Here is a 25,371-nt window from a genome sequence, read left to right on the forward strand (position 1 = left end):
CACCTCCACCACCACTAGGAGAAAGAATGGCAAACTACACTGCCGCTGACATCAAGGAACTGCGCGAGAAGACCGGCGCCGGAATGATGGACGTCAAGAAGGCCCTCGATGAGGCCGACGGCGACCAGGCGAAGGCCATCGAGCTCCTCCGTGTGAAGGGCCTCAAGGGCGCCACGAAGCGCGAAGGCCGTGCCACCTCCGACGGTCTCGTCGCCACCTCCGTCGACGGCGGCGTCGGCACCATGATCGAGCTCGACTCGGAGACCGACTTCGTCGCGAAGTCGCAGCGCTTCATCGACCTCGCCGACGAAGTCCTCGCACTCGCCGTGTCGAACAAGTCCGAGTCGGCCGAGTCGCTGCTCTCGGTCGAGGCCGACGGCAAGACCGTCGCCCAGTTCATCACCGAGTCCGGTGCCGCCCTGGGCGAGAAAGTCGACCTGCGTCGCGTCGGTCGTCTCGAAGGCCAGAAGGTGGAGTCCTACCTCCACCGCACGAACAAGGACCTGCCCCCGCAGGTCGGCGTTCTCTTCGCCTACGAAGGCGATGACCAGGCCGTCGCGCACGACGTCGCCGTGCACATCGCCGCCCTCGCGCCGAAGTACTTCTCGCGTGAGGATGTCCCGGCCGAGCTCGTCGAGAACGAGCGCCGCATCGCCGAGGACACCGCGAAGAACGAAGGCAAGCCGGAACAGGCTCTGCCGAAGATCATCGAAGGCCGCGTCAACGGCTTCTTCAAGGAGAACTGCCTGCTCGACCAGGGATTCGCCAAGGATCCCAAGCAGACCGTGGGCAAGGTCCTCGAGGCCGCCGGCCTCAAGGCGACCGGTTTCCTCCGCTACCGCGTGGGAGCCTGATCCGCTTGTGATCGCTGTGGGGGTCCGTGAGGACCCCCACAGGATCCGATGACGGGGTCGGACCGATGGGTCCGGCCCCGTTTTCGCTAGACTGACCCAGACGAACCACCCGGATCGGCGCTGCCTGCGGCGGCGCCGAACGCATGGAAGAAGGACCTCATGACATCCACCCCGGTACACGAATCGAGCCACGCCAGCCGACCGGTGCGCACGCATCGTCGCCGCGTGCTCCTCAAGCTCTCCGGCGAGGTCTTCGGCGGAGGCAGCATCGGCGTCGACCCCGACGTCGTCGCTGCCGTCGCCCGGGAAGTCGCCCCCACCGTCGAGGACGTCGAAGTGAGCATCGTCGTCGGCGGCGGCAATTTCTTCCGCGGCGCCGAGCTCTCCCAGCGCGGCATGGACCGCACGCGCGCCGACTACATGGGAATGCTCGGAACCGTGATGAACTGTCTCGCTCTGCAGGACTTCCTCGAACAGCTCGGCGTCGACACCCGCGTGCAGACCGCGATCCCGATGTCCCAGGTCGCCGAGTCCTACATCCCGCGCCGGGCGATGCGCCACATGGAGAAGAACCGCGTCGTCATCTTCGGCGCCGGCGCCGGTCTGCCCTACTTCTCCACAGACACCGTCGCGGCCCAGCGCGCGCTCGAGATCCACGCCGATGAGGTCCTCATCGCCAAGAACGGCGTCGACGGCGTCTACACCGCCGACCCGAAGCTCGACCCGACGGCTGCGAAGATCGACGAGATCACCTACCAGGAGGCTCTCCAGAAGGGTCTCAAGGTCGTCGACGCCACCGCGTTCTCCCTCTGCATGGACAACCGGCTTCCCATGCACGTCTTCGGCATGCAGGGTGAGGGCAACCTGCGCAAGGCCATCGCCGGTGAGAAGATCGGCACACTGGTCAAGTAGCCCACACCGCACCGGTCCGGGTCAGCAGAAAACCACCTCGGACCCATAGAATGTTCACACAGCTCCAATCGACTGAAAAGAGTGTCTCGTGATTGAAGAAACACTGGCAGAGGCCAGGGAGAAGATGGACAAGGCCGTGGAATTCACGCAAGAGGACTTTGCGTCGATCCGCACCGGCCGGGCCAACCCCGCGCTCTTCGCGAACATCGAGATCGACTACTACGGCGCTCCCACGCCGCTCCAGCAGCTCGCGTCGTTCCAGACGCCCGAGGCCCGCACGATCCTCGTCACTCCCTACGACCGCGGGACCCTGGGCGACATCGAGAACGCCCTGCGCAACTCCGACATCGGCGCCAACCCCGCCAACGACGGCAACGTCATCCGCGTCGTCCTCCCCGAACTCACCGAGGAGCGCCGCAAGGAGTACGTGAAGATCGTCAAGGGCAAGGCCGAGGACGGCAAGGTCTCGATCCGCAACATCCGCCGCCACGCGAAGGACACCCTCGAGCGGATCAAGAAGGACGGCGAAGCCGGCGAGGACGAGGTCACCCGCTCGATCTCCGAACTCGACGACATCACGAAGAAGAAGGTCGACGCCATCGACAAGCTGCTCGGCCAGAAGGAAGCCGAGCTCCTCGAGGTCTGATGATCGCGTTGACCGGGCCCGACCGTCCCACCTCCGATCCGACCCCTGACGAGGGGTCGGATCGGGAGACCGCGGCGACCCCAGAGCCGACACCGTTCCCGAAGCGGCGCGACCTCCGCGGCACCGACACGGTCTTCACGCAGGAGACCGCGGCGGTCGAGGTCGAGGTCGAGACGGCGCCTGCACCCAAGGACTACGGCCGGGCCGGCCGCAACCTCCCGGCGGCGATCGGGATCGGCCTCCTCATCGGCGGGATCGTGCTCGCCTCGCTGATCCTCCTTCCCGAAACCTTCCTCTTCATCATCCTCATCGCGATCGTCGCCGCGATGTGGGAGCTCGCCAACGCGCTCTCCCGGTCCGGATCGCTCGTCTCCCGCATCCCGACGATGATCTCCGCGGCCTGCATGGTCGTCGCCACGTACTTCGGCGGCCGGGAGGCCCTGTGGGTGACGTTCGCCGCAAGCGCCGGGGCCGTCATGCTCTTCACGATGGTCGAGCGGCGCAAGAACGCGGTCAAGGACGTCTCCCTCTCCCTCTTCGCGCTCACGTACGTCGGCCTCATGGCGTGCTTCGTCGTCTATCTCCTCACCCTGCCCAACGGCAACTTCTACGTCATCATCTTCCTTGCCAGCGTCGTCGCCTCCGACATCGGCGGCTACGTCTTCGGCGTACTCTGGGGCAGGCATCCCATCGCCCCGCGGATCTCGCCGAAGAAGTCCTGGGAGGGCTACCTGGGATCCGTCGTCTTCACCACGGCCGTCGCCACGACGCTGGCGATCACCCTCTTCGACGCCCCGTTCTGGACCGGGCTCGTCATCGGCGTCGTCATCCCCGCGTTCGCCACCCTCGGCGACTTCAGCGAATCGATGATCAAACGCGACCTCCACCTCAAGGACATGGGCACCCTGCTGCCCGGTCACGGCGGCGTCATGGACCGCCTCGACTCGATCCTCCCGACCGCGCCCGTCGCCCTCGTCCTCTTCTCCTTCCTCCCCGGCTTCATGTGAGGCTGGGACGGCCGCCCGGTCGTCGCATCCCCTCGCCGAGGCGATCGCGGGCTCCCGTGTCCCCGACCACACAGCGTCGCCGGGACCGGCATGAGACAATGGGGGAGTGATACCTCCAGCCGGAAGCAGACAGGTCAGGCCCGTCGTCGAACACGCCGACGGGACGACGTCGACGACCCCGATGCGCGACGGTCGCCCGCTGCTCAACTTCAAGTCCCCCCGCGTCGCCCAACCTCAGCAGCACCTCGCGGACATGACGATGGACGAGCGCATCGAAGCCGTCACCGAGATGGGTCTTCCCGCCTTCCGCGCCAAGCAGCTCTCCACCCACTACTTCACGCGCTACCACACCGACGTCGAGTCGATGACCGACCTGCCCAAGGATCTGCGCGCACCCCTTGCAGAGCGCTTCTTCCCTCCGCTGCTCACCGAGGTCAGGCGCCTGACGACAGGCAACGGCGACACGATCAAATTCCTCTGGCGTCTCTTCGACGGTGCGCTCGTCGAATCCGTCCTCATGCGCTACCGCAACCGCATCACACTGTGCGTCTCGAGCCAGTGCGGCTGCGGGATGAACTGCCCGTTCTGCGCCACCGGCCAGCAGGGTCTGACCCGGAACATGTCGACGGCCGAGATCGTCGAACAGGTCATCCGCGCCAACCAGGCCATCGCCGCCGGTGAACTCGCACCGTCCAAGCCGAGCGCCGACGCCGACGACGAGGTCGCCCTCGGTGCGGAAGCCGACGAGGAGCAGGGCGAGACCCCCGGCGAGTCCGCGACCGACCCGGCAGCCGCCTCGGCGGGAGGACCGGAGCGGGTGACGAACATCGTCTTCATGGGCATGGGCGAACCCCTGGCCAACTACAAGCGGGTGATGAACGCGGTCCGCCGCTTCGTCGCCCCCGCGCCCGAGGGCCTGGGCATGTCGGCGCGGCGGATCACCGTCTCGACCGTGGGGCTCGTCCCCGGCATCAACAAGCTCGCCGCCGAGGACATCCCCGTGACCTTCGCGCTCAGCCTCCACGCCCCCGACGACGAGCTGCGCGACGAGATGATCCCGGTCAACACCCGGTGGAAGGCCGACGAGGCGATCGACGCGGCCTTCAACTACTACAAGGTCACCGGCCGCCGGGTGAGCATCGAGTACGCGCTCATCAAGGACATGAACGACCACGCATGGCGGGCGGACCTGCTCGCGAAGAAGCTCAACGCCCGCGGCCGCGGCTGGGTGCACGTCAACCCGATCCCACTCAACCCGACCCCGGGATCCGTGTGGACGGCCTCGGACCCTGCTGTCGCCGACGAGTTCGTCCGCCGGCTCGTCGACGCCGGCGTGCCGACGACGATCCGCGACACCCGCGGCTCCGACATCGACGGCGCCTGCGGACAGCTCGCCGCCGCCGACTGACGCCTGACCCGGCCGAGGCCGGACCCGACCCGGGCCCGAGCCACCGACACTTCGCGCCGCAGCGACTGCGGCGGACCACCGATGCTCGAACTATCATGGTGGAAACGACACACTCTGTACGGAGGAATCATGGCGGACACGACGTTCCCCCGCATGTCCGGTTGGAAGAACGGCTACGACCCGAAGCAGGTCGACAGCTTCTTCAAGAGGGCACGCGAGTCATTCGAACGACCCACGCCGCAGCCCGGCGACCTCGACTCCCGTGCCGTGCGCACGGTCGGCTTCGACCTTGTCCGCAAGGGCTACCACGTCGCCGTCGTCGACGCCGCCCTCGACCGCCTCGAGGACGCCTTCGCCAAGCAGGCCCGCGACCGTCTCATCGCCCAGTCCGGACAGGACGCCTGGGTGCAGGAGCTCACCCGCGTCGCCGCGTCCCTGCGGGGACGCCTCGTCCGTGAGGCGGGGGAGCGCTTCGACAGCCCGCCCGCCGGTGTCATCGGCTACGACATCGCCCAGGTCGACGACATGTGCGAGAAGGTCAACGCCTACTTCACGCAGGGCGTGGCGATGAGCGTCGACCAGGTCCGCAGGGTCCTGTTCAAGACCGCGAAGGGCAACAAGGCCTACGACGAGGATCAGGTCGATGCCTTCATCGACCGCGTCGTCGAGGTGATGGCCTCCGTTGACTGACTTCCACTGGTTCACCAAGCCCGGTGACGGGACTCCCGGCACCCTCAATCCGGTCTTCGAGATCCTCGACTACCTGATCGTCCTCGGTCGGGCCGACGACACCGTCATCACCGGGGACGTCCCGGACACGCCCCTCATCGACGGGCGCGAGGTCACCGATCCGCGCCTGCTCAAGGCACTCGCCGTGCCCGTCGAACTCGACCGCGCCGAGGCGCTCGACCGCAGCGCGAAGCTCGCCGGAATCCTCCGGACGATGGGAGTCGACACCGGGACGAGCAGGGTGCGCGTCGACGCCGATGTCCCTGCTGTCGCCCGGGCGCTCAGTGTGCTTGCTGCGATGCGCCTCGGTGTCGTCGTCGACGCCCGCACAGATGGTTCGGAGACCGACCCCGCCGAGGTGCGCATCGTCGCGATCGACGCCGACCCGATCGAACCCGGACGGGCCTCGGTCAAGGTCGTGCGTTCGCGCTTCGAGGGCGTCGGTGTGAGCATCGCGGGGGAGACCGCGAACCTCGACCAGGCGATGCGGGACTCCCGCGTCGAATCCGCCGAGGTCGCCCCGCTCGACCCGTCTCAGACCCTTGTTCTCACCGACGACGGTCCCCTCAGCGCGGCTGAGAGCCTGCCCTGGCTCGAGGAGTTCCTCCGCGAACAGAGGTGAATGCCGACCGCCCCGCACCTCGGCGCCGATGGCGGCGCACAAGGGCGGGGCGGATGCGACCGGTCGGATGACCAGGTGCGCCGGTCGGGGACGCCGACCGGCGCCGACCTCAGTTCGCGAAGGCGTTGATCCCGGTCAGGGCCCGGCCGAGCGTGAGCTGGTGGACCTCATGGGTTCCTTCGTAGGTGAGCACGGTCTCGAGGTTGACCGCGTGGCGCAGCGGCGGGTACTCGCTCGTGATTCCCGAACCGCCGAAGAGCGCACGCAGGTCGCGGCAGACGTTCATCGCCGTGTCGACGTTGACCATCTTGCCGAGGCTGATCTGTTCGGGGCGCACACCCTTCTCGGAGTCCTTGAGCTCACCGAGGTGCGCGGCGAGCAGCGTGATCTGCGAGTACTGGCCGAAGGCCTTCGCGAGCTTCTGCTGCGTGATCTGGAATGAGGAGATCGGGCGGTCGAACTGGATCCGGGTGCCGGTGTACTCGATCGCCGAGAGCAGGGCGTCGCGGGCGGCACCGGTGACTCCGAAGACGATGCCGAAGCGCGCCTCCGACAGGCACGAGAGCGGAGCCTTGAGGCCCTTGGCCTCGGGCAGCATCGCATCCTCGGGCAGGCGGACGTTGTCGAGGACGATCTCACCGGTGATCGAGGCCCGCAGGGAGATCTTGCGGTGGATCTCCGGGGTCTGCACGCCCTCGGTGTCCGACGGCACGACGAAGCCGCGGATGACCGGACGGCCCTTGTCGTCGGTCTCCTCCGTCTTCGCCCACACGACCATGACGTCGGAGACGGGTGAGTTCGTGATCCACATCTTCGAACCGTTGAGGATCCAGTCGGAACCGTCCCTGCGGGCGGTCGTCTTCATGCCCGAGGGGTCGGAGCCGACGTCGGGTTCGGTGAGTCCGAAGCAGCCGAGTGCCTTGCCGGCGGCCATCTTCGGCAGCCACTCCTCCTTCTGCGCCTCCGAACCGTAGCGGTGGATGGCGAACATCGCGAGCGACCCCTGGACGGAGACGAGGGAGCGCAGACCCGCGTCGATGGCCTCGAGCTCACGGCAGGCGAGACCGTACTGGGTGGCGGTCGACCCGCCGCAGCCGTAGCCCTCGAGGTGCATGCCGAGGACGCCGAGCTCCCCGAGGCCCTCAGCGAGTTCACGGGCGGGAATCGTCGCATCGAGGAAGTAGTCGCCGATCTTCTCGCGGACGTTCTCGTCGAGCCACTTGCGGACGACGTGCGCGAACTCGAGGTCATCGGCGTCGAAGACCGAATCCAGTCCCAGGATCTCGTCGGGGCTCATCGTTGCACTCATCTATACCTCTCTCGCCTTTGATCTGGTGTGCTCCGCCCACGCCGAGAAGTCCCTTGTCGAGTCATTTCCCAGAGAACTTTGGCATCATCGGTAGGCGTGAGCGAACGTAATGTCATTGTAGTCGGGTCGACCGGGTCGGTCGGCACTCAGGCCCTCGACGTACTGGCCGAGAACGCAACGGATTTCGCAGTCGTCGGCCTTGCCGCAGGGTCCCAGGTCGACCTTCTGCTCACCCAGGCGCTCGACTTCTCCGTCCCCGTCATCGGGCTGACCTCTCCTCCCGCCGGCGGTGAGGACGACGTGCGGAAACGGTTGTCCGAACTCGCCGCAGACCGCGGAATCGATGATCCCGTTCGTGAGATTCATCTGGGGGAGACCGCCGCCGAGGCGGTCGCGAGCCGGTCGGCCGACATCGTCCTCAATGCCGTGACCGGAGCCGCCGGACTCGGCGCGACGCTCGCGGCGCTCGAGGCCGGCACCGACGTCGCCCTGGCGAACAAGGAGTCGCTCATCATCGGCGGCTCCCTCGTCCTCGACGCCGCCGAGCGCACCGGCGCCCGCCTCATCCCCGTCGACAGCGAGCACTCGGCGATCGCGCAGGCCCTGCGCTCTGGCACGCACGGCGAAGTCGCCAGGCTCGTCATCACCGCCTCGGGCGGACCCTTCCGCGGCATGACCCGGGAAGCGCTGCGCCGCGTCACCCCGGCCCAGGCGCTCAAGCATCCGACGTGGTCGATGGGATCGATGATCACGATCAACTCGGCGACGCTCGTCAACAAGGGGCTCGAGGTCATCGAAGCCCATCTGCTCTTCGGCATCGACTTCGACGACATCGAGGTCGTCGTCCACCCGCAGAGCCAGATCCACTCGATGGTCGAGTTCACCGATGCCTCGACGATCGCCCAGATCTCCCCTCCGGACATGCGGCTGCCCATCGCCTACGCCCTGGGCACCCAGGATGACGGCACCACCCGCCGGATCCCCTCGGGTGCCGTGCCGAACAACTGGGGTCAGCCCATGCACTGGTCGTTCGAACCGGTCAACCATGTCGCGTTCCCCGCGCTCAGCCTCGCGATCGAGGCGGGGAAGCGGGCCCGGAGCTACCCTGCGGTGTTCAACGCCGCCAACGAGGTCCTCGTCGAGGCATTCATCGCCGGCGACATTCCGTTCACCGGCATCGACTCGGGTCTCGAACGGGCCCTGGCCGCCCACGAGCCGGCCTCTGAACACAGCGTGGAGACCGTGCTCGCCGCCGACGCGTGGGCCCGTGGGTTCGCGCGCGATCACGTCGCCGCACAGACCGGTGACGCACAGCCCGACGCTCAGCCCGCGGTCGTCGCCGCCGGGCGGTCGAGCGAGGTGAGGCGATGACGGTCGTCCTCTTCATCCTCGGGATCGTCCTCTTCCTCATCGGCATCTCGATCTCGATCGCGCTCCACGAGCTCGGTCATCTCATCCCGGCGAAGCGGTTCGGGGTCAAGGTCACCCACTACATGGTCGGCTTCGGGCCGACCCTGTTCTCGTTCCGCCGCGGTGAGACCGAGTACGGGATCAAGGCCCTGCCGCTCGGCGGGTTCATCGCGATGCCCGGCATGTACCCGCCGCTCGAGGCGACGAAGCAGCGGGTGGGCGAGCCGGCCGTCGCCGGGCGGACCGACGGCGCCGCCGCACAGTCGGGCGACCGCCTCGGCGAGGGGGAGGAGTTCCCCCCGGACACGGTGCCGGATGATGGCCTGGTCACCGATGAGGACATGCTCGGCGATGCCGAGCGGCGCCCGAAGAAGCGGAAGGGCCGGCTGTTCGAGAACACGATGGCCGATGCCCGGGAGATGTCGAACGACGAGATCGCACCGGGGGAGGAGCATCGGACGTTCTACGCGCTCAGCGTGCCCAAGCGCCTCGTCGTCATGTTCGCCGGGCCCTTCGTCAACCTCGTCCTCGGGATCATCATCATGGCGATCTCGCTCATGGGCATCGGGGTGATGACGCCGACGACGACGGTCGCCACCGTCGTCGAGTGCGCGGTGCCCGCCTCGGAGGCGGCAGAGCGACCCGCATCACAGAAGAACTCATGCCAGCCCGGCGATCAGCTCACCCCCGCGTGGGAGGCCGGATTCGAACCCGGCGACGAGATCACCGCGGTGGCAGGTGTCCCGACCGAGAACTGGGATGAGCTCTCCTCGGTCATCAAGGACCACGCCGGCCAGCGCGTCGACGTCGACTTCGTCCGCGACGGGCAGGCGCAGACGGTGTCCGTGCCGATCATCGCCCACGAGCGTCCCCGCGTCGACGACCGGGGACGTCCGCTGACGAACCCCGACGGCAGCCCGCAGACCGTGACCGAGGGCTTCCTCGGCATCGGGCCGGTCCAGGAGCGTCAGCCCCTGCCGCTGGCGGAATTCCCGGGCGCCGTGTGGGATCAGGTCACCGGCGTGTTCAAGGCCATCGTCACCCTCCCGGTCAAGCTCGTCGACATCGCGCAGGTCGCCACCGGGGCGAAGGAGCGTGACGCCGAGGGTCTCGTCGGCATGGTCGGCGTCGGCCGCGTCGCCGGCGAGATCGTCTCCACCGATGAGCTCCAGGTCGTCGAGAAGGCCCAGCTCGGCCTCGGGGTCCTCGGCTCCCTCAACATCTTCCTCTTCGCGTTCAACATGATCCCCCTGCTGCCGCTCGACGGCGGGCACATCGCCGTCGCCCTCTACGAAGGGGCGAGGCGGCGGATCAACCGGTGGCGCGGACGCGGGAAGATCGGGCCCTTCGACACGGCGAAGCTGCTGCCGCTCACCTACGTCGTCATCAGCCTCATGCTCGCCATGACGGCACTGCTCGTCTACGTCGACCTCGTCAAGCCGATCACCCTCGACGCGATCTTCCGTTCGGCCGGGTAGGTCGGCCGGCGCTGCCCCAGCGGGCGCGCCGCCGGGCCGCAGTCCCAGCCGGTACGCCGCCCCAGCCGTTAGGCTTCCGGCCGCGGTCTCACTCGCTCAGGGTGATCGCCTGGACATCGCCGAGGTGGTCGAGTCGAACGGTGATTGCTGCCCCCTCTGCCACGGAGACGGTTCCGAGCAGTCGGGTCTCCATCGTCAGGTCGTCGACGGTGACCGGTCGGGTCGCATCGACCCGGTGCGACTCGAGCCAGGCTGCGGTGCGCTCCCTCCTCTCCTGTCGTGGCTCGTCGAGGTCCATGTTCACCGCGAAGTGCGCATCGGCGAACGCGTCATCCCAGTTCAGGGTCGCGGCCACGGCACCGAGGACGGTGCGTCCGGTGCGCGGACCAGGCGGCAGCGGGTGCGTCGGGGCAGGTGCGGTCTCACGCTCGAGCACGGGTGAGGCCCGTGTCACGGGTTCGTCCCGGCGGAGGCGCGGGATCTCCTCGGCGCGACCGATGGCGGTCAGCCACGCGGCGTCGACGGCGTCGCGGACGATGCGCTCGGCCGGATAATAGGTCGTGTTGCCGAGGACGACGATGCCGAAGCCGAGGTCGGGGAACCACCGCATGTGCGAGCCGTATCCGGGGTAGCCGCCGGAATGGCAGAGGACACGGCCGAAGCGGGAGTCCTGCCGGTGCATGAGGCCGTAGCCGTAGTGGACCTCCTCGGTGTGCAGCCGGCTCGTCTCGACGGCGATCGGACGGTGCGGCCGCTGGTTCGCGGCGAGCACGTGCGACCACGCACCCGGTGCCGTGTTCGCCTCGGCGTCGAGGGCGTCCATGTGGATGGTCATCCACTGGCAGATGTCGTGGGCTGTCGAGACCATGCCGCCGATCGCCGAGAAGGCGCCCGGCCGCGTCGGGGTCAGTCTGTGCGCTCTGCCGAGCCGGTCGATGCGCAGACCGGGGACGAGGTCGGGGAAGTCGGCGACATCGAAACCGGTGCGGGGCATCTGCAGGGGTCCGGTCACCTCGGTGGTCACCATCTCCGGGAACGTGCGGTCGGTCACCGACTCCGCGGCGAGACCGAGGAGCGCGTAGCCGAGGTTGCAGTACTCGAATCCGGTGCCGGGATGAGCGATGGGCACGAGCGGGCGCTGGAGGAAGGTGAGGAAGTCGAAGCGGCTCATCGACTCCATCCGGTCCGCCCACGGGTCGTCCCTGCCGAATCCCGTGCCCATGGTCAGGCACTCGCGGGCGGTGAGCTCGCCGACGGCGGTGCCCTTGAGGTCGGGGACCAGGAAGTACATCGGGTAGTCGTAGTTGAGCCCGCCGTTCTCGAGCGAGCCCATGACCGCTGCGGTGAACGACTTCGTCATCGAGGCGATCCGGAAGGGACGGTACGGGTTGGTCAGCTTCGCCTCGGCGTGACCGGGCCCGTTCCTCACGACGATGCCGAACGCCATCTCCCCGCCCACGGCCGAGAGCTCCCGCTCGGCACGGTGGAGCCGGTCGGCGATGACGTCGAGGTCCGGGCGCGCCGGGGCGATCGTCATGCTCTCCGCCTGCGCCTGTTCGTCCATGTGATCAGTGTCTCATCCGGCACTGACACGACGGGGTCGGGGCCGGTGCGGACCGCGCGGCGCTGACAGGCAACGCCCAGGTCGTGAGGGATCCCACCGGGGGCGACCGGTCGCGGACGCACCGATCGACCTACAATGAGAATGACTCGTACTATCGGGCCGAGGCGGCTGCGATCCAGCCGCCGACAGCCGAAATGAAGGGATCGTCTTCGTGACATCGGTCAACCTCGGAATGCCAGCGCCCCCGCCTCCCGTCCTCGCACCTCGGCGGAAGACCCGGCAGATCCACGTCGGGAAGGTGGGAGTCGGCTCCGACTACCCGATCAGCGTGCAGTCGATGACGACGACGCCGACGACGGACATCAACGCGACCCTCCAGCAGATCGCCGAGCTCACCGCCTCGGGCTGTGACATCGTCCGCGTCGCCTGCCCGTCAGCCGACGACGCCGCCGCTCTGCCCGCGATCGCCCAGAAGTCGCAGATCCCCGTCATCGCCGACATCCACTTCCAGCCGAAGTACGTCTACGCCGCGATCGACGCCGGCTGCGCGGCCGTGCGCGTCAACCCCGGCAACATCCGCAAGTTCGACGACCAGGTCAAGGAGATCGCGGCCGCGGCCAAGGACGCGGGCACCTCGATCCGCATCGGCGTCAACGCCGGATCGCTCGACAAGCGGATCATGGAGAAGTTCGGCAAGGCCACCCCGGAGGCGCTCGTCGAGTCCGCCGTGTGGGAGGCCTCGCTGTTCGAGGAGCACGACTTCCACGACTTCAAGATCTCCGTCAAGCACCACGACCCGGTGATCATGGTCCGGGCCTACGAGATGCTCGCCGAACGCGGCGACTGGCCCCTCCACCTCGGCGTCACCGAGGCCGGCCCCGCCTTCCAGGGCACGATCAAGTCGGCCACGGCCTTCGGCGCCCTGCTCTCGAAGGGCATCGGCGACACGATCCGGGTCTCGCTGTCCGCGCCCCCGGTCGAAGAGGTCAAGGTCGGCAACCAGATCCTCGAGAGCCTCAACCTCAAACCGCGCAAGCTCGAGATCGTCTCCTGCCCTTCGTGCGGTCGGGCCCAGGTCGACGTCTACACGCTCGCCGAGAAGGTCACCGCCGGACTCGAGGGCATGGAGGTGCCGCTGCGCGTGGCCGTCATGGGCTGCGTCGTCAACGGACCCGGCGAGGCCCGCGAGGCCGACCTCGGAGTCGCCTCCGGCAACGGGAAGGGACAGATCTTCGTCAAGGGCGAGGTCATCAAGACCGTGCCCGAGTCCCTCATCGTCGAAACGCTCATCGAAGAGGCCATGCGCATCGCTGAGGACTCCGACGTTCCCTCCGGTCCGCCGGAAGTCGTCGTCGGCTGAGAGATCCCGATGTGTTGAGAATCGCTCCACTCGGGCATCGGCACACCGCGTGGCTGAAGAGCCAGCTGACCCTCAATCCGTGCGAGAACGTCTACCTGCTCGCGCTCCTCAACGTCACCGGCACCGCGCAGACCGGGTCCCCGGCGGGAGCCCTCTACGGGGTCTTCGACGGTGACCGGCCGGTCGCCGCGTACTGGGTGGGCGGGAACATCATCCCGGTCGCAGCCACGCCGGCGACGAACGAGGTGCTCGCGCGCAAGCTCAACGCCGACGGCCGGTCGTCATGCTCCCTCATCGGCCGGCGCGAGGTCATCATGGACCTCGACTCCCGGCTGAAGTGGGGGAGGCCGCGCGGGGTGCGGGGACGCCAGCCCCTGCTCGCGATCAGCTCCGATCCGCTCGTCGACCCCGACCCGGACGTCCGCCTCGCGACCGTCGACCAGCTGCCGACGGTGTTCCCCGCCAGCGTCGACATGTTCACCAAGGAAGTCGGCTTCTCGCCCATCGAAGGCGGGGAGTCGAGCTATCTCGCGCGGGTGCGCGGCATCATCCGCGGCGGGAACTCGTTCGTGCGCATCTCCGATTCCCTGCCCTCCGGCCAGCCCGCGCCGAGGTGGCCGGCCACCGACCGTACCGAACAGGTCCTCTTCAAAGCCGACATCGGCATCCGCTCACCCCGGATCGTCCAGGTCCAAGGCGTGTGGGTCCACCCCGAGGCGCGCAACCAGGGACTCGGTGCCGCAGGCATGGCCGCCGTCGTCGTCCAGACCCGCGCTGCCGGGCACCCGACGGTGAGCCTCTATGCCAACGACTACAACGAGGCGGCGCTGCGGATGTACCGGCGCGTCGGCTTCGACCAGGTCGGCACCTTCGCGACCGTGATGTACTGACGCGCAGCGCCCGGAGGGTTGCTGAGATCAGCGCTCGGGGCGGCGGCCGCGGAGCCGGTCGAGGTCCCGGCGGTCCTTCTTCGTCGGCCGTCCCAGCCCCTTGTCGCGCTTGGGGACGAACCCGCGCAGCGCAGGGTCGGGGGCCGGGGTGAGATCCTCGTAGGCGCCGACGGCGATCGCGGCCCCCGGCCTCGTCGGGAGGATGCCGGTGATCCTCCAGACGAACTCGGTGCCCGCCTTGCGCACCCGCACCTCCTGGCCGATCGTCACCTTCTGCGCGGCCTTGACCCGCTGCCCGTCGACCTGGACGTGGCCGCCCCGGCACGCCTGGGTGGCGAGGCTGCGGGTCTTGAACATCCGCACGGTCCACAGCCACACGTCGATGCGCACCGTCGCGCCCGGTGTCCGGTCAATGTCCACGGCAACCGCCCTCACTGCGCATGGATGCCGACTCCCGGCCCGTCGAGACCGCCCCTGGAGTCCTGCCGCAGGGCGATCTCCGAGCGCCTCGTGAACGTCTGCGCCGGCCGGCCCCGCCCCTGGGTGACCGCGCGGCCGGTGGCGTCGAGCAGCGGCAGCATCGTGCGGCGGAACGTATCGGCCTGCAGCTCCTCGCCGGCGACGACCTCGTGGAGGCTGCGCAGCTGACGCAGCGAGAACTCCTCGGGCAGCAGCCCGAAGGGGTCGGGTGTGCGCTCGTGGAGGGCGCGGAGCCGGTGGACGGCGACGCGGACGATCTCCTGGTGCTCGTCGCTGAGCTCGGCGACCGTGTGCACGGGCACGAGTTTGCGGGGCACGCCCTCGTCCCCACCGGCGACGCTCCCGTCGTCGGCGCTCTCACCGAGTCCGACATCGGCGGCCGAGAGGACGTCGAGGTGGGCCACGGAGATCACCCAGCCCCGATCGTCGCGGTCGGGCTGGTCGAAGACGTGGAGCTGGACGGGGGAGCGGTCGACGAGCTGAGCCTTCTCCCGCAGGCACCGGGCGACCGCCTCGGCGAGACGCTCCTGCGGTCGGAGGATCGACCCGGGAAGCTGCCAGCGTCCGTCGCGGGAGAGGGTGAGGAGCACGTGGAGCCCACGGTCGGGCACGGGGCAGAGGACGGCAGTGTCGACGGCGACCGAGGGCCGGGGGAACTGGGACAGCTGGGTGGTGTCAGGCATGCTCTTCACGATCGGGTCAACGGAATCGACAGCGCTGACCAGTCTAGTTGGCTCCCGATCCACCGGAGAAAACGGTCCAGCTCACCTGTCGGACTCGCACCGCCGGACGGGGACGGCCAGGCGAATGGACGCACGCGCACGCGGGCGGATAGTCTTCGATCTGTCACCCGAGTCGCCCAAGGAGATACGCCCATGGCCCTGCGCATGTCGTCGCTGTTCGTCCGGACCCAGAAGGAAGACCCGGTCGGCGCCGAAGTCGCCAGCCACAAGCTCCTCCACCGCGCCGGCTACATCCGCCGTTCGGCCCCCGGCATCTACACGTGGCTGCCGCTCGGACTCGCCGTGCTCGGGAAGATCGAGGCGATCGTGCGCGAGGAGATGGCCCGCGCCGGGTCGCAGGAAGTCCACTTCCCCTCCCTCCTGCCCGCCGAGGTGTACAAGCAGTCCGGGCGCTGGGAGGCCTTCGGTCCCGACCTCTTCAGCCTCCAGGACCGGAAGAAGAACGACTACATCCTCGCGCCCACGCACGAGGAGTTCTTCACCCTCCTCGTCAAGGACCTCTACTCCTCCTACAAGGACCTTCCGCTCTCGCTCTACCAGATCCAGACGAAGTACCGCGACGAGGCCCGCCCCCGCGCCGGTCTCCTCCGCGGGCGCGAGTTCATCATGAAGGACGCGTACTCCTTCGACATCGACGACGCCGGACTCGACGCCTCCTACGAGGCGATGCGGGTCGCCTACCTCCGCGCCTTCGCCCGCCTCGGCCTGCCCTGCCTGCCGGTCAAGGCGACCCCGGGTGCGATGGGCGGATCGGGCACCGAGGAATTCATCTACCCCTCCGAAGTCGGCGAGGACACCTTCGTCCGCTCGGCCGGCGGGTACGCCGCCAACGTCGAGGCCGTGACCTCGATCGTCCCCGATCCGATCCCGTTCGACGGCATCCCCGCCGCCCATGTCGAGGACACCCCGGACACCCCGACGATCGAGACCCTCGTCGCCGCCGCCAACGCCGACCACCCCCGCGAGGACCGCGAGTGGACCGCCGCGGACACGCTGAAGAACGTCGTCTGCGCGCTCACCCACCCCGACGGCACCCGCGAGGTCATCGTCATCGGCCTGCCCGGCGACCGCGAGGTCGACCTCGACCGCGCCGCCGGCACCGGGATGCTCAGCACCGGCGAGGTCGACCTCGAGGCCGCCACCGCCGAGGACCTCGCGATGCACCCCGAACTCGTCAAGGGCTACATCGGCCCCGGCCTCGACCTCGACCACCCGGTCCTCGGCCTCGAGGGCTCGACGAAGCTGCGCTACTTCCTCGACCCCCGCATCGTCCCCGGCACCCGGTGGATCACCGGGGCCAACGAGCACGGAAAGCACGTCTTCGACCTCGTCGCCGGCCGTGACTTCGTCTCCGACGGCACGATCGAGGCCGCCGAGGTCGTCATCGGCGACCCCGCCCCCGACGGCTCCGGACCGCTCGAACTCGCCCGCGGCGTCGAGATCGGCCAGATCTTCAAGCTCGGCCGCCGCTACGCCGAAGCCCTCGACCTCACCGTCCTCGACCAGAACGGGAAGACGGCGGCCGTGACGATGGGCTCCTACGGCCTCGGCGTCACCCGGGTCATGGCGTGCATCGCCGAGGAGTACCACACCGAGGCGGGCCTCCTCTGGCCCCAGCACCTCGCCCCGGCCGACGTCCACATCATCGCCGCCGGCAAGGGTGAGGACATCGCCGAGGCGGCTGAGGCGCTCACCGCCGACCTCGAGGCCGAGGGGGTCAGCGTCCTCCTCGACGACCGCACGAAGGTCTCGCCCGGGTTCAAGTTCGCCGACGCCGAGCTCATCGGCATCCCCACGCTCATCGTCGTCGGCCGGGGCCTGGCCGACGGGGTCGTCGAGGTCCGTGACCGCTTCGCCGACGACAAGCGTGAGCTTCCCCTCGCCGAGGTGGTCCCGACCACCGTGGCGAACGTCCGTGCCGCCTACGCCCGGGCTGCCGCCGCCGGCGACGCCGCCGTCGTCGAGGACTCGATCGAGGCCGCGATCGACGACGCCGAGGCCGCCGCCGCGAGCGCCCAGGCCGAGTCCGCACCGAAGGCATGACCGGGCGCCGATGAGCGAGGTCCTCACCGGCGGCATCGACGTCACCCTCGTCATGCTCCTGTGGCTGCTCGCCGCGGGAGCCCTGGCCGGGTGGATCGACGCCGTCGTCGGCGGTGGGGGACTCATCCAGCTCCCGGCGCTCCTCCTCGTCCCGGGAATGACCCCGGTCCAGGCGGTCGCGACGAACAAGGTCGGGTCGATCGCGGGGACGACCGCCTCGGCGGTGACGTACCTCAGACGGATCACCCCGGACCGGTCCGCGACGATCCCCGCCGCGGCCACGGCCTTCCTCGGCGCCGTCCTCGGGGCCAAGCTCGCGACCCTCGTCCCCGCGGGTCTCTTCACCCCGATCATCCTCGCAGCCCTCATCGGGGTGGGGCTCTTCACCCTGCTCAACCCCAGCCTCGGCGCCGATGTCAGTCTCCGCTACGGGGAGACCTCGAAGCGCCACCATGCCCTGTCGTGGCTCATCGGGCTCATCATCGGCGTCTACGACGGAGTGCTCGGCCCCGGCACCGGGTCCTTCCTCGTCATCGCCTTCGTCTCGATCATCGGCTTCTCGTTCCTCCAGGCCTCGGCGACGGCGAAGGTCGTCAACTGGGCGACGAACTTCGGGGCACTCGTCTACTTCGTCCCCGACGGCCAGGTCGTCTGGCTGCTCGGACTCGTCGTCGCCGCCGGCAACGTCGTCGGAGGGATCATCGGCGCGCGCACCGCGATCGCGAAGGGCTCGGGGTTCGTGCGCATCGTCTTCGTCGTCGTGGTCTCGGCGATGATCCTCAAACTCGGCTCCGACGTCGTCTCCGACCTCATCCGGTAGGGGAGCGCCGCAGCGGGCAGGAGGCGCGCGTGACTGATGTCCGCCTAGCCGATGGCCTTGAGGGCGTGCGCGTCGACGCCGAGGACGTCGGCACCGGTGAGCGCCCGGGCGACCCACAGGGAGCGGGCGGCATCGGCGAGGGACTCCGCAGTGCCGCCGCGGGCAGAGCGGAGGTACCAGAACATGTTCGTCACCTCACGGGCGACCGCCGCACCGATGCCGTACTGCGGATCGATGCCGGCATGGCGGGCGAGGTCGGCGGCGAAGCCGCGCAGCCAGGCCGCCTGCTCCCGGGGGATGCGGGAGGGGATCTCGGCCAGCCGATTCCACAGGACGGGGGCGATCGTGTACGCCGTCGGCCCCGACAGCGGCTGCGGGTCGATCGCCTTCCACGTCGAGACGCCCGAGGCGTCGGGGTTGCCGGCAAGGATGTTGTAGTAGTGGAGGTCGGCGTGGATGAGCCAGTTCTCCTCCGAGGTCGCGAGCGTGTGCATCCAGGTGCGGGCATGGGCGAGGACGTGGGCGTCCTCGCGCACGGTCTGCGACCATCCGCTCAGCAGCGTCGCATCGGCCTCGAACGTCGACAGCCAGCCCGCGGCCATGTCCTGGACGCGCATGAAGTCGGGCCCGGCGGGGATCTCCAGGGACTTCTGCAGCGCACCCCACACCGGCGGCACCTCGGCGAGGGGGAGCACGGAGAGGTTCGCCTTCGTCCGCAGCCGCTCCTGCAGGGTGACCCGGAAGCTGCGGTCGTCGCGGATCACCCGCACCGCTCCGTGCCCGTTCCACATCTTCAGCGCCCGCAGCGCCTGCGCGTGCGCGGCCGTATGCGCCGAGGTGGGGGCCGCGAACCGAAGCACGCCTTGGTAGTTCTCCTGGGTGAGGACGGGGATGACGAGACTCTCGCATCCGGCCCAGGGGGCGCCGGGGACCTCGTCGAAGCGCAGATTCCACCGCTCACCCAGCTCATGGGCCATGAAGTCGAGGGCTGCGACCCAGGCGTCGGTGCGCGCGGTGCCGATGATGTCGCGCGTCGACCGGTAGAGGACGGGCGGGACCCTCACGTCCCGGCCTTCGGCGACTCCGGCCCGGCGTCATAGGTGTAGCGCAGCGGCTGCGGTGCGGCGAAGGCCTCCCTGGCCCGCGCCGACTCCCACACCCGCAGGGCCGCGGCCGGATCGGTGCGCAGCCACGGCAGCAGCGAGGCGGCGACCGCGTCCTCGAGGGAGAGGGCGAGCTGCGCGGCCGACTCCGCATCCGTCGGGCTCGGATCGAGCTTCCAGGCCGGGGCGTCGGGGCCGGCCGCCTTCTCACCGAGGTTCTCGAGCATCTCTCCGACCAGCGATCCGAGCGATTCGAGCCGGTCGAGGGCGCTCTGCCGCTCTCGGGACTTCCGGTCGAAGTGCACGGCGAGGCGCTCGTAGCCGTACGCGGCGGCGCGGGCCTGATCGAGGATCGTGTTCCAGTCCTTCGCCCCGCCGTCCTGACCGGGGGAGGAATCCGGGGCCGCCTCGGCGGGGGTGGCCCGGGCATCGTCGTCGGCATCGGCGAAGGCCTCGCGGAGGCGTTCCTCGGCGCCCTCACGGATCTCTGCGCGCACAGTTCCCGCGGTGAGCGCGCACCCGGTGGCGACGTCGGTGAGGACGGGGATGAGACCCGAGCCGAGCTGGGAGACGGCGTCGAAGACGGCCGTGGACACCGCCTCGGCGGCATCGAGGAAGGAACGGGGCTGCTCCGTGGGGGGAGGTTCGGTCGCGAACTCGCTCGGCGGGGCCCAGACGGGACCGATCGCGTCCCGGAGCTTCTGCAGGTCCTCACCGGCGGTCTCGGGATCGCCGTCGGTCACCGACGCCTCGGCGAGGATCCGGGCGATGCGGTTGCGCAGCTCCTGGGAGGCATCGAGCGTCGGGATCTCCGGGGGAGTGTCGAGGCGCAGTCCGCACCCGGAGAGGAGGCCGAGCCCTGCCCCCGCCGCGCCGACGATGAGGACGGAACGACGGGTGAGGGGAGAACGCATAGGGCAATCGTAGCGGATGCTTAACCTTCGCCCGGGGTCTCGCATAGGGTGGGATGCACCGGTGACGGGACCGGCTCGGCGGCCCTCGGAAACGAGGGCGGGACGGCTCCCGATCGGTGTGGTCAGCAGTCGTCACGAGAGGAACGGAGAGAGCATGGACGAGGACGTCGCACGGATCGAGGCGCTGCTGAGGGAGCCCCTGGCCGAGGCCGGGTTCCACCTCGAGACCGTCAAGGCCGTCGCCGCGGGACAGCGGCGCACGCTCACGGTCGTCGTCGACCTCGACGAGTCGACCGCGGAGCCGATGTCGATGGACAAGATCGCTGAGTCCACGCGCATCGTCGGCGATGCCCTCGACTCCGTGGAGGTCTTCCGCGACAAGCCCTACCAGCTCGAGGTGACGAGCCCCGGAGCGACCCGGAAGCTCGAACAGCCGCGTCACTTCCGGCGGGTGCTCGGGCGCCGGCTCGAGGTGAGCACGAAGAAGGAGAGCTTCAAGCTCGACCTCGAGGAGGTCGCCGACGACGCGATCAGCGGTACCGACCCCGCCCGGCGGGAGAAGCGGACGGTCGGCCTCGGCGACATCGTCAAGGCCCAGGTGGAGCTGAAGTTCCGGTGAGGGCAACTGCGATACACTGGTTCGCCTGATAAGTGAACACCGACAATTCAATGCGTCAGGCGGTCAGCGGCACGACCGCACCGCCTGGGGCCGGAGAGGATAAGGGCCATGGATATCGATCTCGATGTTCTGCGCGTCATCGAACGTGAGCGCGAGATTCCGTTCGACACTCTGATCGAACTCATCGAGCAGGCGCTCTTCCTTGCCTACCAGAAGACCGAGGGCGCGTGGCCCGATGCCCGTGCCGAACTCGACAAGTCCACCGGAGAGGTGCGCATCTGGGCGGTCGAATTCGACAACGACGACAATCCCATCGGCGAATTCGACGACACCCCCTCAGGCTTCGGACGCATCGCCGCGCAGACCGCGCGCCAGGTCATCCACCAGCGTCTGCGCGATGTCGAGGACGAGACCCTGCTCGGCTCCTTCAAGGGGCGGGAGGGAGAGATCGTCTCCGGCACCATCCAGCAGGGTCGGGACCCGCAGATGGTCCAGGTCGACCTCGGCGAGGTCGAAGCGGTGCTGCCCCCGCACGAGCAGGTGCCCGGCGAGGAGTACAAGCACGGCACCCGTCTGCGGGTCTACATCGCCGACGTCCACAAGGGACCCAAGGGCACCTCGGTGACCGTCTCGCGCACCCACCCGAACCTCGTCCGCCGGCTCTTCGCCCTTGAGGCGCCCGAGATCGCCGACGGCACCGTCGAGATCGTCTCCCTCGCCCGAGAGGCGGGCCACCGCACGAAGCTCGCGGTCCGCGCGACGAAGCCCGGCGTCAACGCGAAGGGCTCGTGCATCGGCGAACTCGGCTCCCGTGTGCGTGCGGTGATGAACGAGCTCGGGCAGGAGAAGATCGACATCGTCGACTACAGCGACGACCCGGCGAAGTTCGTCGCCCACGCGCTCTCCCCGGCGAAGGCCACCCGCGTCGACATCCTCGACGCCGGCAGCCAGGAGTCCCGGGCCGTGGTCCCGCGCGACCAGCTCTCGCTCGCGATCGGCAAGGAGGGCCAGAACGCGCGCCTGGCCGCGAAGCTCACCGGCTGGAAGATCGACATCGTCGCCGAGGACTGAGGGCGACCGCCTCGGCGAGGCGTGCTGCGGTCCCGACAAGGCGCCCGAACACCTCGGCGTGATCCCGACCACGTTCGCCGGTGGCGGAACCGGGAATGGAAGTGCTGTAGAATTGTTGACTGTGAATGCTGGCAGTGCACCTCAACGGACGTGCATCGCCTGCAGGCAGACAGCGGATCGGGACGAGCTCATGCGCTTCGTGCATCGCCCCGACGAGCGGCCGGCCATCGTCCCCGACGTGTCGAAGACACTGCCGGGACGAGGGGCCTGGATGCACCCGGATGCGAAGTGCCTCGAGAAGGCGCGGACATCCGCTCCCTTCGCCCGAGCCTTTCGGACGAAGATCACCGCTTCGGACCTTCCGGAGCTGGACACCGAACCCAGACAGAACGGGTGAGCCAAGAATGGATGACAAGTAGTGAGTGTCGTGCGATGACACCCTCACCGGAATTCGAGAGAGCAGTGTAATGAGACCTGCTCTTCATTGATGAGGTTTCTTCCTGACCGGGAAGGAACCCGGACAGGAGAACTGTGGCAAAGCCCCGTGTCCATGAGCTCGCGAAAGAGCTCGGCACAACCAGCAAGATCGTCCTCGAGAAACTCAAGGACATGGACGAATTCGTTTCGTCCGCCTCCTCGACGCTCGAAGCCCCCGTCGTGCGACGGGTGAAGGAGGCATTCGCCGATTCCGCGCCTGCCGGCGGCAAGGCCGGAGGCGATTCGACCAAGAAGCCGGCTGCGAAGCCCGGAAAGGCCGCGGCCAAGCCCGGCGCTCCGGCTGCCAAGCCCGCAGCGAAGCCCGGCGCCAAGCCGGCGGCGAAGTCCGAGTCCGCTGCCAAGCCGGCGGCGAAGTCGGCACCCAAGCCTGCCGCGAAGCCTGCGGCCGAGACCCCGGCCTCCCCAGCGGCCGGCGAAGCCCCGGCACGTCCGGCGGCTCCGAAGCCCGCAGCAGCCCCGAAGCCGGGTGCGGCCAAGCCCGGTGCTCCGAAGCCCGGCGGTCGTCAGGGCGGTGCGGGCAGCGCTCGTCCCGGCAACAACCCCTTCGCTCCCTCGCAGGGCATGCCGAAGCCCGGTGGACGCTCAGGTGCCCCGAAGCCCGGCGGCCGTCAGGGCGGTCAGGGCGGTGCGCGTCCCGGCAACAACCCGTTCGCGAACTCGCAGGGCATGCCCAAGCCCGGCCAGCGTCCTCCGCGCCCCAGCGGTGAGGCAGGCGCAGCCGGTCCTCGGCCCGGCGCCCCCCGCCCCAACCCGTCGATGATGAAGAACTCCGCGCTCAACAAGCCCGCTCCGGGCCGGGGACGCGGAGGCGGTCGCGGCAACGCTCCCGCCGGTGGACCCGGCGGTCCCGCCGGCGCACCCGGCGGCGCTCCGGCAGGACGTCGCGGACCGGGCGGAGGCCCGGGCGGCGGTCGCGGTTCGGGTCGCGGTCGCGGCAGCACCCAGGGTGCGTTCGGCCGCGGCGGCGGTCCCCGCCAGAAGGGCCGGAAGTCGAAGCGGGCCAAGCGCGCCGAGCTCGAGCAGATGCAGGCACCGTCGATCGGCGGTGTCACGGTTCCGCGCGGCGACGGCGAGACGCCGCTGCGCCTGCGCCGCGGCTCGTCGCTGGCCGACTTCGCCGAGAAGATCAACACCGACCCGACGAACCTCGTCACGGTGCTCTTCCACCTCGGCGAGATGGCGACGATCACCCAGTCCCTCGACGAGGACACCTTCCAGGTGCTCGGTGAGGAGCTCGGCTACAAGATCGAGATCGTCTCACCCGAGGACGAGGACCGCGAGCTGCTCGAGACCTTCGACATCGACCTCGATGCGGAAGCCGCCGAGGAGGACGACGACGATCTCGTCGCCCGCCCGCCGGTCGTCACCGTCATGGGTCACGTCGACCACGGTAAGACGAAGCTGCTCGACGCGATCCGCTCGGCCAACGTCGTCGCCCGTGAGGCCGGCGGCATCACCCAGCACATCGGTGCCTACCAGGTCGAGGTCGAGCACGAGGGCTCCGAGCGTCGCATCACCTTCCTCGACACCCCGGGTCACGAGGCGTTCACCGCCATGCGTGCCCGCGGTGCGAAGTCGACGGACCTCGCGATCCTCGTGGTCGCCGCCGACGACGGTGTGATGCCGCAGACGATCGAAGCGCTCAACCACGCTCAGGCGGCGGATGTGCCGATCGTCGTGGCGGTGAACAAGATCGACAAGGACGGCGCCAACCCGGCCAAGGTGATGCAGCAGCTCACCGAGTACAACCTCGTGGCCGAGGAGTACGGCGGCGACACGATGTTCGTCCCGATCTCCGCGCTCAAGCGCGAGGGCATCGACGAGCTCCTCGAGTCGGTCCTGCTCACCACGGACGCCGCGCTCGACCTGCGGGCGAACCCGAACAAGGCAGCCCGCGGCATCGCGATCGAAGCGAAGCTCGACAAGGGCCGCGGCGCCGTCGCGACCGTCCTCGTCGAGTCGGGCACGCTGCGCCAGGGCGATGCGATCGTCTGCGGCACCGCGTTCGGCCGTGTGCGTGCGATGTTCGACGAGAACGGCAACTCCGTCTCCGAAGCGGGACCCTCGCGTCCCGTCCAGGTGCTCGGACTCTCCTCGGTCCCGCGCGCCGGCGACTCGTTCATCTCCACCGATGACGACCGCACCGCACGCCAGATCGCGGAGAAGCGCGACGCCATCGAGCGCAACGCCGCCCAGGCCCGCGGCCGCAAGCGGATCAGCCTCGAGGACTTCACCAAGGCACTCGCCGAGGGCAAGGTCGACATGCTCAACCTCATCCTCAAGGGCGATGTCTCCGGTGCCGTCGAAGCGCTCGAGGACTCGCTGCTCAAGATCGACGTCGGCGACGAGGTCGACCTCCGGATCATCCACCGCGGCGTCGGTGCGATCACGGAGAACGACATCAACCTCGCCACCGTCGACAACGCGATCGTCATCGGCTTCAACGTCCGACCCGAGGCCAAGGCCCGCGACCTGGCCGACCGCGAAGGCGTCGACGTGCGCTACTACTCGGTCATCTACCAGGCGATCGACGACATCGAGAACTCGCTCAAGGGCATGCTCAAGCCCGAGTTCGAAGAGGTCCAGACGGGCTCGGCGGAGATCCGCGAGGTCTTCCGGTCCTCGAAGTTCGGCAACATCGCCGGTTCGATCGTCCGCGACGGGGTCATCACGAGGAACTCGGCGGCGCGGGTCACCCGCGACGGCGTGGTCATCGGCGACAACCTCAAGGTCGAATCGCTGCGGCGGTTCAAGGACGATGCGACCGAGGTCCGCGAAGGCTACGAGTGCGGCATCGGACTCGGCAGCTTCAACGACCTCAAGGTCGGCGACATCATCGAGACCTTCGAGATGCGCGAGAAGCCGCGCGACTGACGCTCTCGTGAGCTGAT

General features: G+C 68.9%; 23 protein-coding genes. 17 read left to right on the forward strand and 6 right to left on the reverse strand.

The genetic code is table 11. The annotated features are described in order from the left end of the window. Positions 1–26: 26 nt before the first annotated feature. From tsf to BC102111_RS14895, 7 genes are all read left to right on the forward strand, one after another. Positions 27–854 (forward strand): translation elongation factor Ts, encoded by an 828-nt coding sequence (gene tsf / locus BC102111_RS14865; protein WP_101624750.1) that lies wholly within the window; start codon positions 27–29, stop codon positions 852–854. A 159-nt stretch (positions 855–1,013) separates the two neighbouring features. Then, positions 1,014–1,766 (forward strand): UMP kinase, encoded by a 753-nt coding sequence (gene pyrH / locus BC102111_RS14870; protein ID WP_040341769.1) that lies wholly within the window; start codon positions 1,014–1,016, stop codon positions 1,764–1,766. Between the two features lie 88 nt (positions 1,767–1,854). Beyond that, entirely contained in the window at positions 1,855–2,412 is a 558-nt protein-coding gene (gene frr, locus BC102111_RS14875) for a ribosome recycling factor (RefSeq protein WP_009378354.1), read from the forward strand. After that, the gene (locus BC102111_RS14880) at positions 2,412–3,419 is read left to right on the forward strand and encodes a phosphatidate cytidylyltransferase (RefSeq protein WP_009378355.1); all 1,008 of its coding nucleotides are present in this window, start codon (positions 2,412–2,414) and stop codon (positions 3,417–3,419) included. Before frr ends, BC102111_RS14880 begins: the two co-directional genes overlap by 1 nt. A gap of 181 nt (positions 3,420–3,600) precedes the next feature. Further along, on the forward strand, positions 3,601–4,827 hold the full coding sequence (rlmN, locus tag BC102111_RS14885; protein ID WP_095376479.1) for a 23S rRNA (adenine(2503)-C(2))-methyltransferase RlmN: 1,227 nt from the start codon (positions 3,601–3,603) through the stop codon (positions 4,825–4,827). A 129-nt stretch (positions 4,828–4,956) separates the two neighbouring features. Continuing rightward, a complete protein-coding gene (locus BC102111_RS14890) occupies positions 4,957–5,517 on the forward strand; it encodes a DivIVA domain-containing protein (RefSeq protein ID WP_009378357.1) in 561 nt (186 codons plus the stop codon). Further along, the gene (locus BC102111_RS14895) at positions 5,510–6,178 is read left to right on the forward strand and encodes a hypothetical protein (protein WP_101624751.1); all 669 of its coding nucleotides are present in this window, start codon (positions 5,510–5,512) and stop codon (positions 6,176–6,178) included. Before BC102111_RS14890 ends, BC102111_RS14895 begins: the two co-directional genes overlap by 8 nt. A gap of 109 nt (positions 6,179–6,287) precedes the next feature. Here BC102111_RS14895 and BC102111_RS14900 read toward each other — a convergent pair whose 3' ends face one another. Continuing rightward, positions 6,288–7,487, reverse strand: coding sequence for an acyl-CoA dehydrogenase family protein (locus tag BC102111_RS14900; RefSeq protein ID WP_101624752.1), 1,200 nt, complete (start codon positions 7,485–7,487; stop codon positions 6,288–6,290). A 96-nt stretch (positions 7,488–7,583) separates the two neighbouring features. Here BC102111_RS14900 and dxr point away from each other — a divergent pair, with 96 nt between their 5' ends. Continuing rightward, positions 7,584–8,858, forward strand: coding sequence for a 1-deoxy-D-xylulose-5-phosphate reductoisomerase (gene dxr, locus BC102111_RS14905; RefSeq protein WP_101624753.1), 1,275 nt, complete (start codon positions 7,584–7,586; stop codon positions 8,856–8,858). After that, positions 8,855–10,375, forward strand: a complete 1,521-nt coding sequence (locus tag BC102111_RS14910; protein WP_101624754.1) for a M50 family metallopeptidase — start codon at positions 8,855–8,857, stop codon at positions 10,373–10,375. Before dxr ends, BC102111_RS14910 begins: the two co-directional genes overlap by 4 nt. Before the next feature lie 88 nt (positions 10,376–10,463). On the opposite strand, the gene BC102111_RS14915 is transcribed toward BC102111_RS14910, so the two are convergent. Continuing rightward, complete coding sequence (locus tag BC102111_RS14915; protein ID WP_101624755.1) at positions 10,464–11,939, reverse strand: serine hydrolase domain-containing protein; 1,476 nt, start codon at positions 11,937–11,939, stop codon at positions 10,464–10,466. A gap of 211 nt (positions 11,940–12,150) precedes the next feature. Between BC102111_RS14915 and ispG the strand changes: the two genes are divergently transcribed. Further along, on the forward strand, positions 12,151–13,299 hold the full coding sequence (ispG, locus tag BC102111_RS14920; RefSeq protein WP_009378363.1) for a flavodoxin-dependent (E)-4-hydroxy-3-methylbut-2-enyl-diphosphate synthase: 1,149 nt from the start codon (positions 12,151–12,153) through the stop codon (positions 13,297–13,299). An 11-nt stretch (positions 13,300–13,310) separates the two neighbouring features. Beyond that, positions 13,311–14,189, forward strand: coding sequence for a GNAT family N-acetyltransferase (locus tag BC102111_RS14925; RefSeq protein WP_100227458.1), 879 nt, complete (start codon positions 13,311–13,313; stop codon positions 14,187–14,189). A 27-nt stretch (positions 14,190–14,216) separates the two neighbouring features. On the opposite strand, the gene BC102111_RS14930 is transcribed toward BC102111_RS14925, so the two are convergent. Beyond that, entirely contained in the window at positions 14,217–14,609 is a 393-nt protein-coding gene (locus tag BC102111_RS14930) for an RNA-binding S4 domain-containing protein (RefSeq protein ID WP_009378365.1), read from the reverse strand. Between the two features lie 11 nt (positions 14,610–14,620). After that, on the reverse strand, positions 14,621–15,352 hold the full coding sequence (locus BC102111_RS14935; RefSeq protein WP_051995550.1) for an NUDIX hydrolase: 732 nt from the start codon (positions 15,350–15,352) through the stop codon (positions 14,621–14,623). A gap of 192 nt (positions 15,353–15,544) precedes the next feature. Between BC102111_RS14935 and BC102111_RS14940 the strand changes: the two genes are divergently transcribed. Further along, complete coding sequence (locus BC102111_RS14940) at positions 15,545–17,455, forward strand: proline--tRNA ligase (protein ID WP_101624756.1); 1,911 nt, start codon at positions 15,545–15,547, stop codon at positions 17,453–17,455. Positions 17,456–17,465: 10 nt separating this feature from the next. Next, on the forward strand, positions 17,466–18,275 hold the full coding sequence (locus BC102111_RS14945; RefSeq protein WP_095376480.1) for a TSUP family transporter: 810 nt from the start codon (positions 17,466–17,468) through the stop codon (positions 18,273–18,275). Positions 18,276–18,319: 44 nt separating this feature from the next. On the opposite strand, the gene BC102111_RS14950 is transcribed toward BC102111_RS14945, so the two are convergent. Both BC102111_RS14950 and BC102111_RS14955 read right to left on the reverse strand, forming a co-directional pair. Continuing rightward, entirely contained in the window at positions 18,320–19,339 is a 1,020-nt protein-coding gene (locus BC102111_RS14950) for an aminoglycoside phosphotransferase family protein (RefSeq protein WP_095376481.1), read from the reverse strand. Further along, positions 19,336–20,292: a hypothetical protein gene (locus BC102111_RS14955; RefSeq protein WP_095376482.1), complete on the reverse strand. Its 957-nt coding sequence runs from the start codon at positions 20,290–20,292 to the stop codon at positions 19,336–19,338. Before BC102111_RS14955 ends, BC102111_RS14950 begins: the two co-directional genes overlap by 4 nt. Positions 20,293–20,446: 154 nt before the next feature. On the opposite strand from BC102111_RS14955, the gene rimP reads away from it, so the two are divergent. From rimP to infB, 4 genes are all read left to right on the forward strand, one after another. Beyond that, on the forward strand, positions 20,447–20,911 hold the full coding sequence (gene rimP / locus BC102111_RS14960; RefSeq protein WP_095376483.1) for a ribosome maturation factor RimP: 465 nt from the start codon (positions 20,447–20,449) through the stop codon (positions 20,909–20,911). Positions 20,912–21,019: 108 nt separating this feature from the next. Next, entirely contained in the window at positions 21,020–21,982 is a 963-nt protein-coding gene (gene nusA / locus BC102111_RS14965; RefSeq protein WP_009378438.1) for a transcription termination factor NusA, read from the forward strand. A 121-nt stretch (positions 21,983–22,103) separates the two neighbouring features. Further along, complete coding sequence (locus tag BC102111_RS14970) at positions 22,104–22,379, forward strand: YlxR family protein (RefSeq protein ID WP_095376484.1); 276 nt, start codon at positions 22,104–22,106, stop codon at positions 22,377–22,379. Between the two features lie 134 nt (positions 22,380–22,513). Then, positions 22,514–25,354, forward strand: a complete 2,841-nt coding sequence (infB, locus tag BC102111_RS14975; RefSeq protein ID WP_101624757.1) for a translation initiation factor IF-2 — start codon at positions 22,514–22,516, stop codon at positions 25,352–25,354. The last annotated feature ends 17 nt before the right edge of the window (positions 25,355–25,371 follow it).

Source organism: Brevibacterium casei CIP 102111 (assembly GCF_900169275.1).
GTDB lineage: Bacteria > Actinomycetota > Actinomycetes > Actinomycetales > Brevibacteriaceae > Brevibacterium > Brevibacterium casei.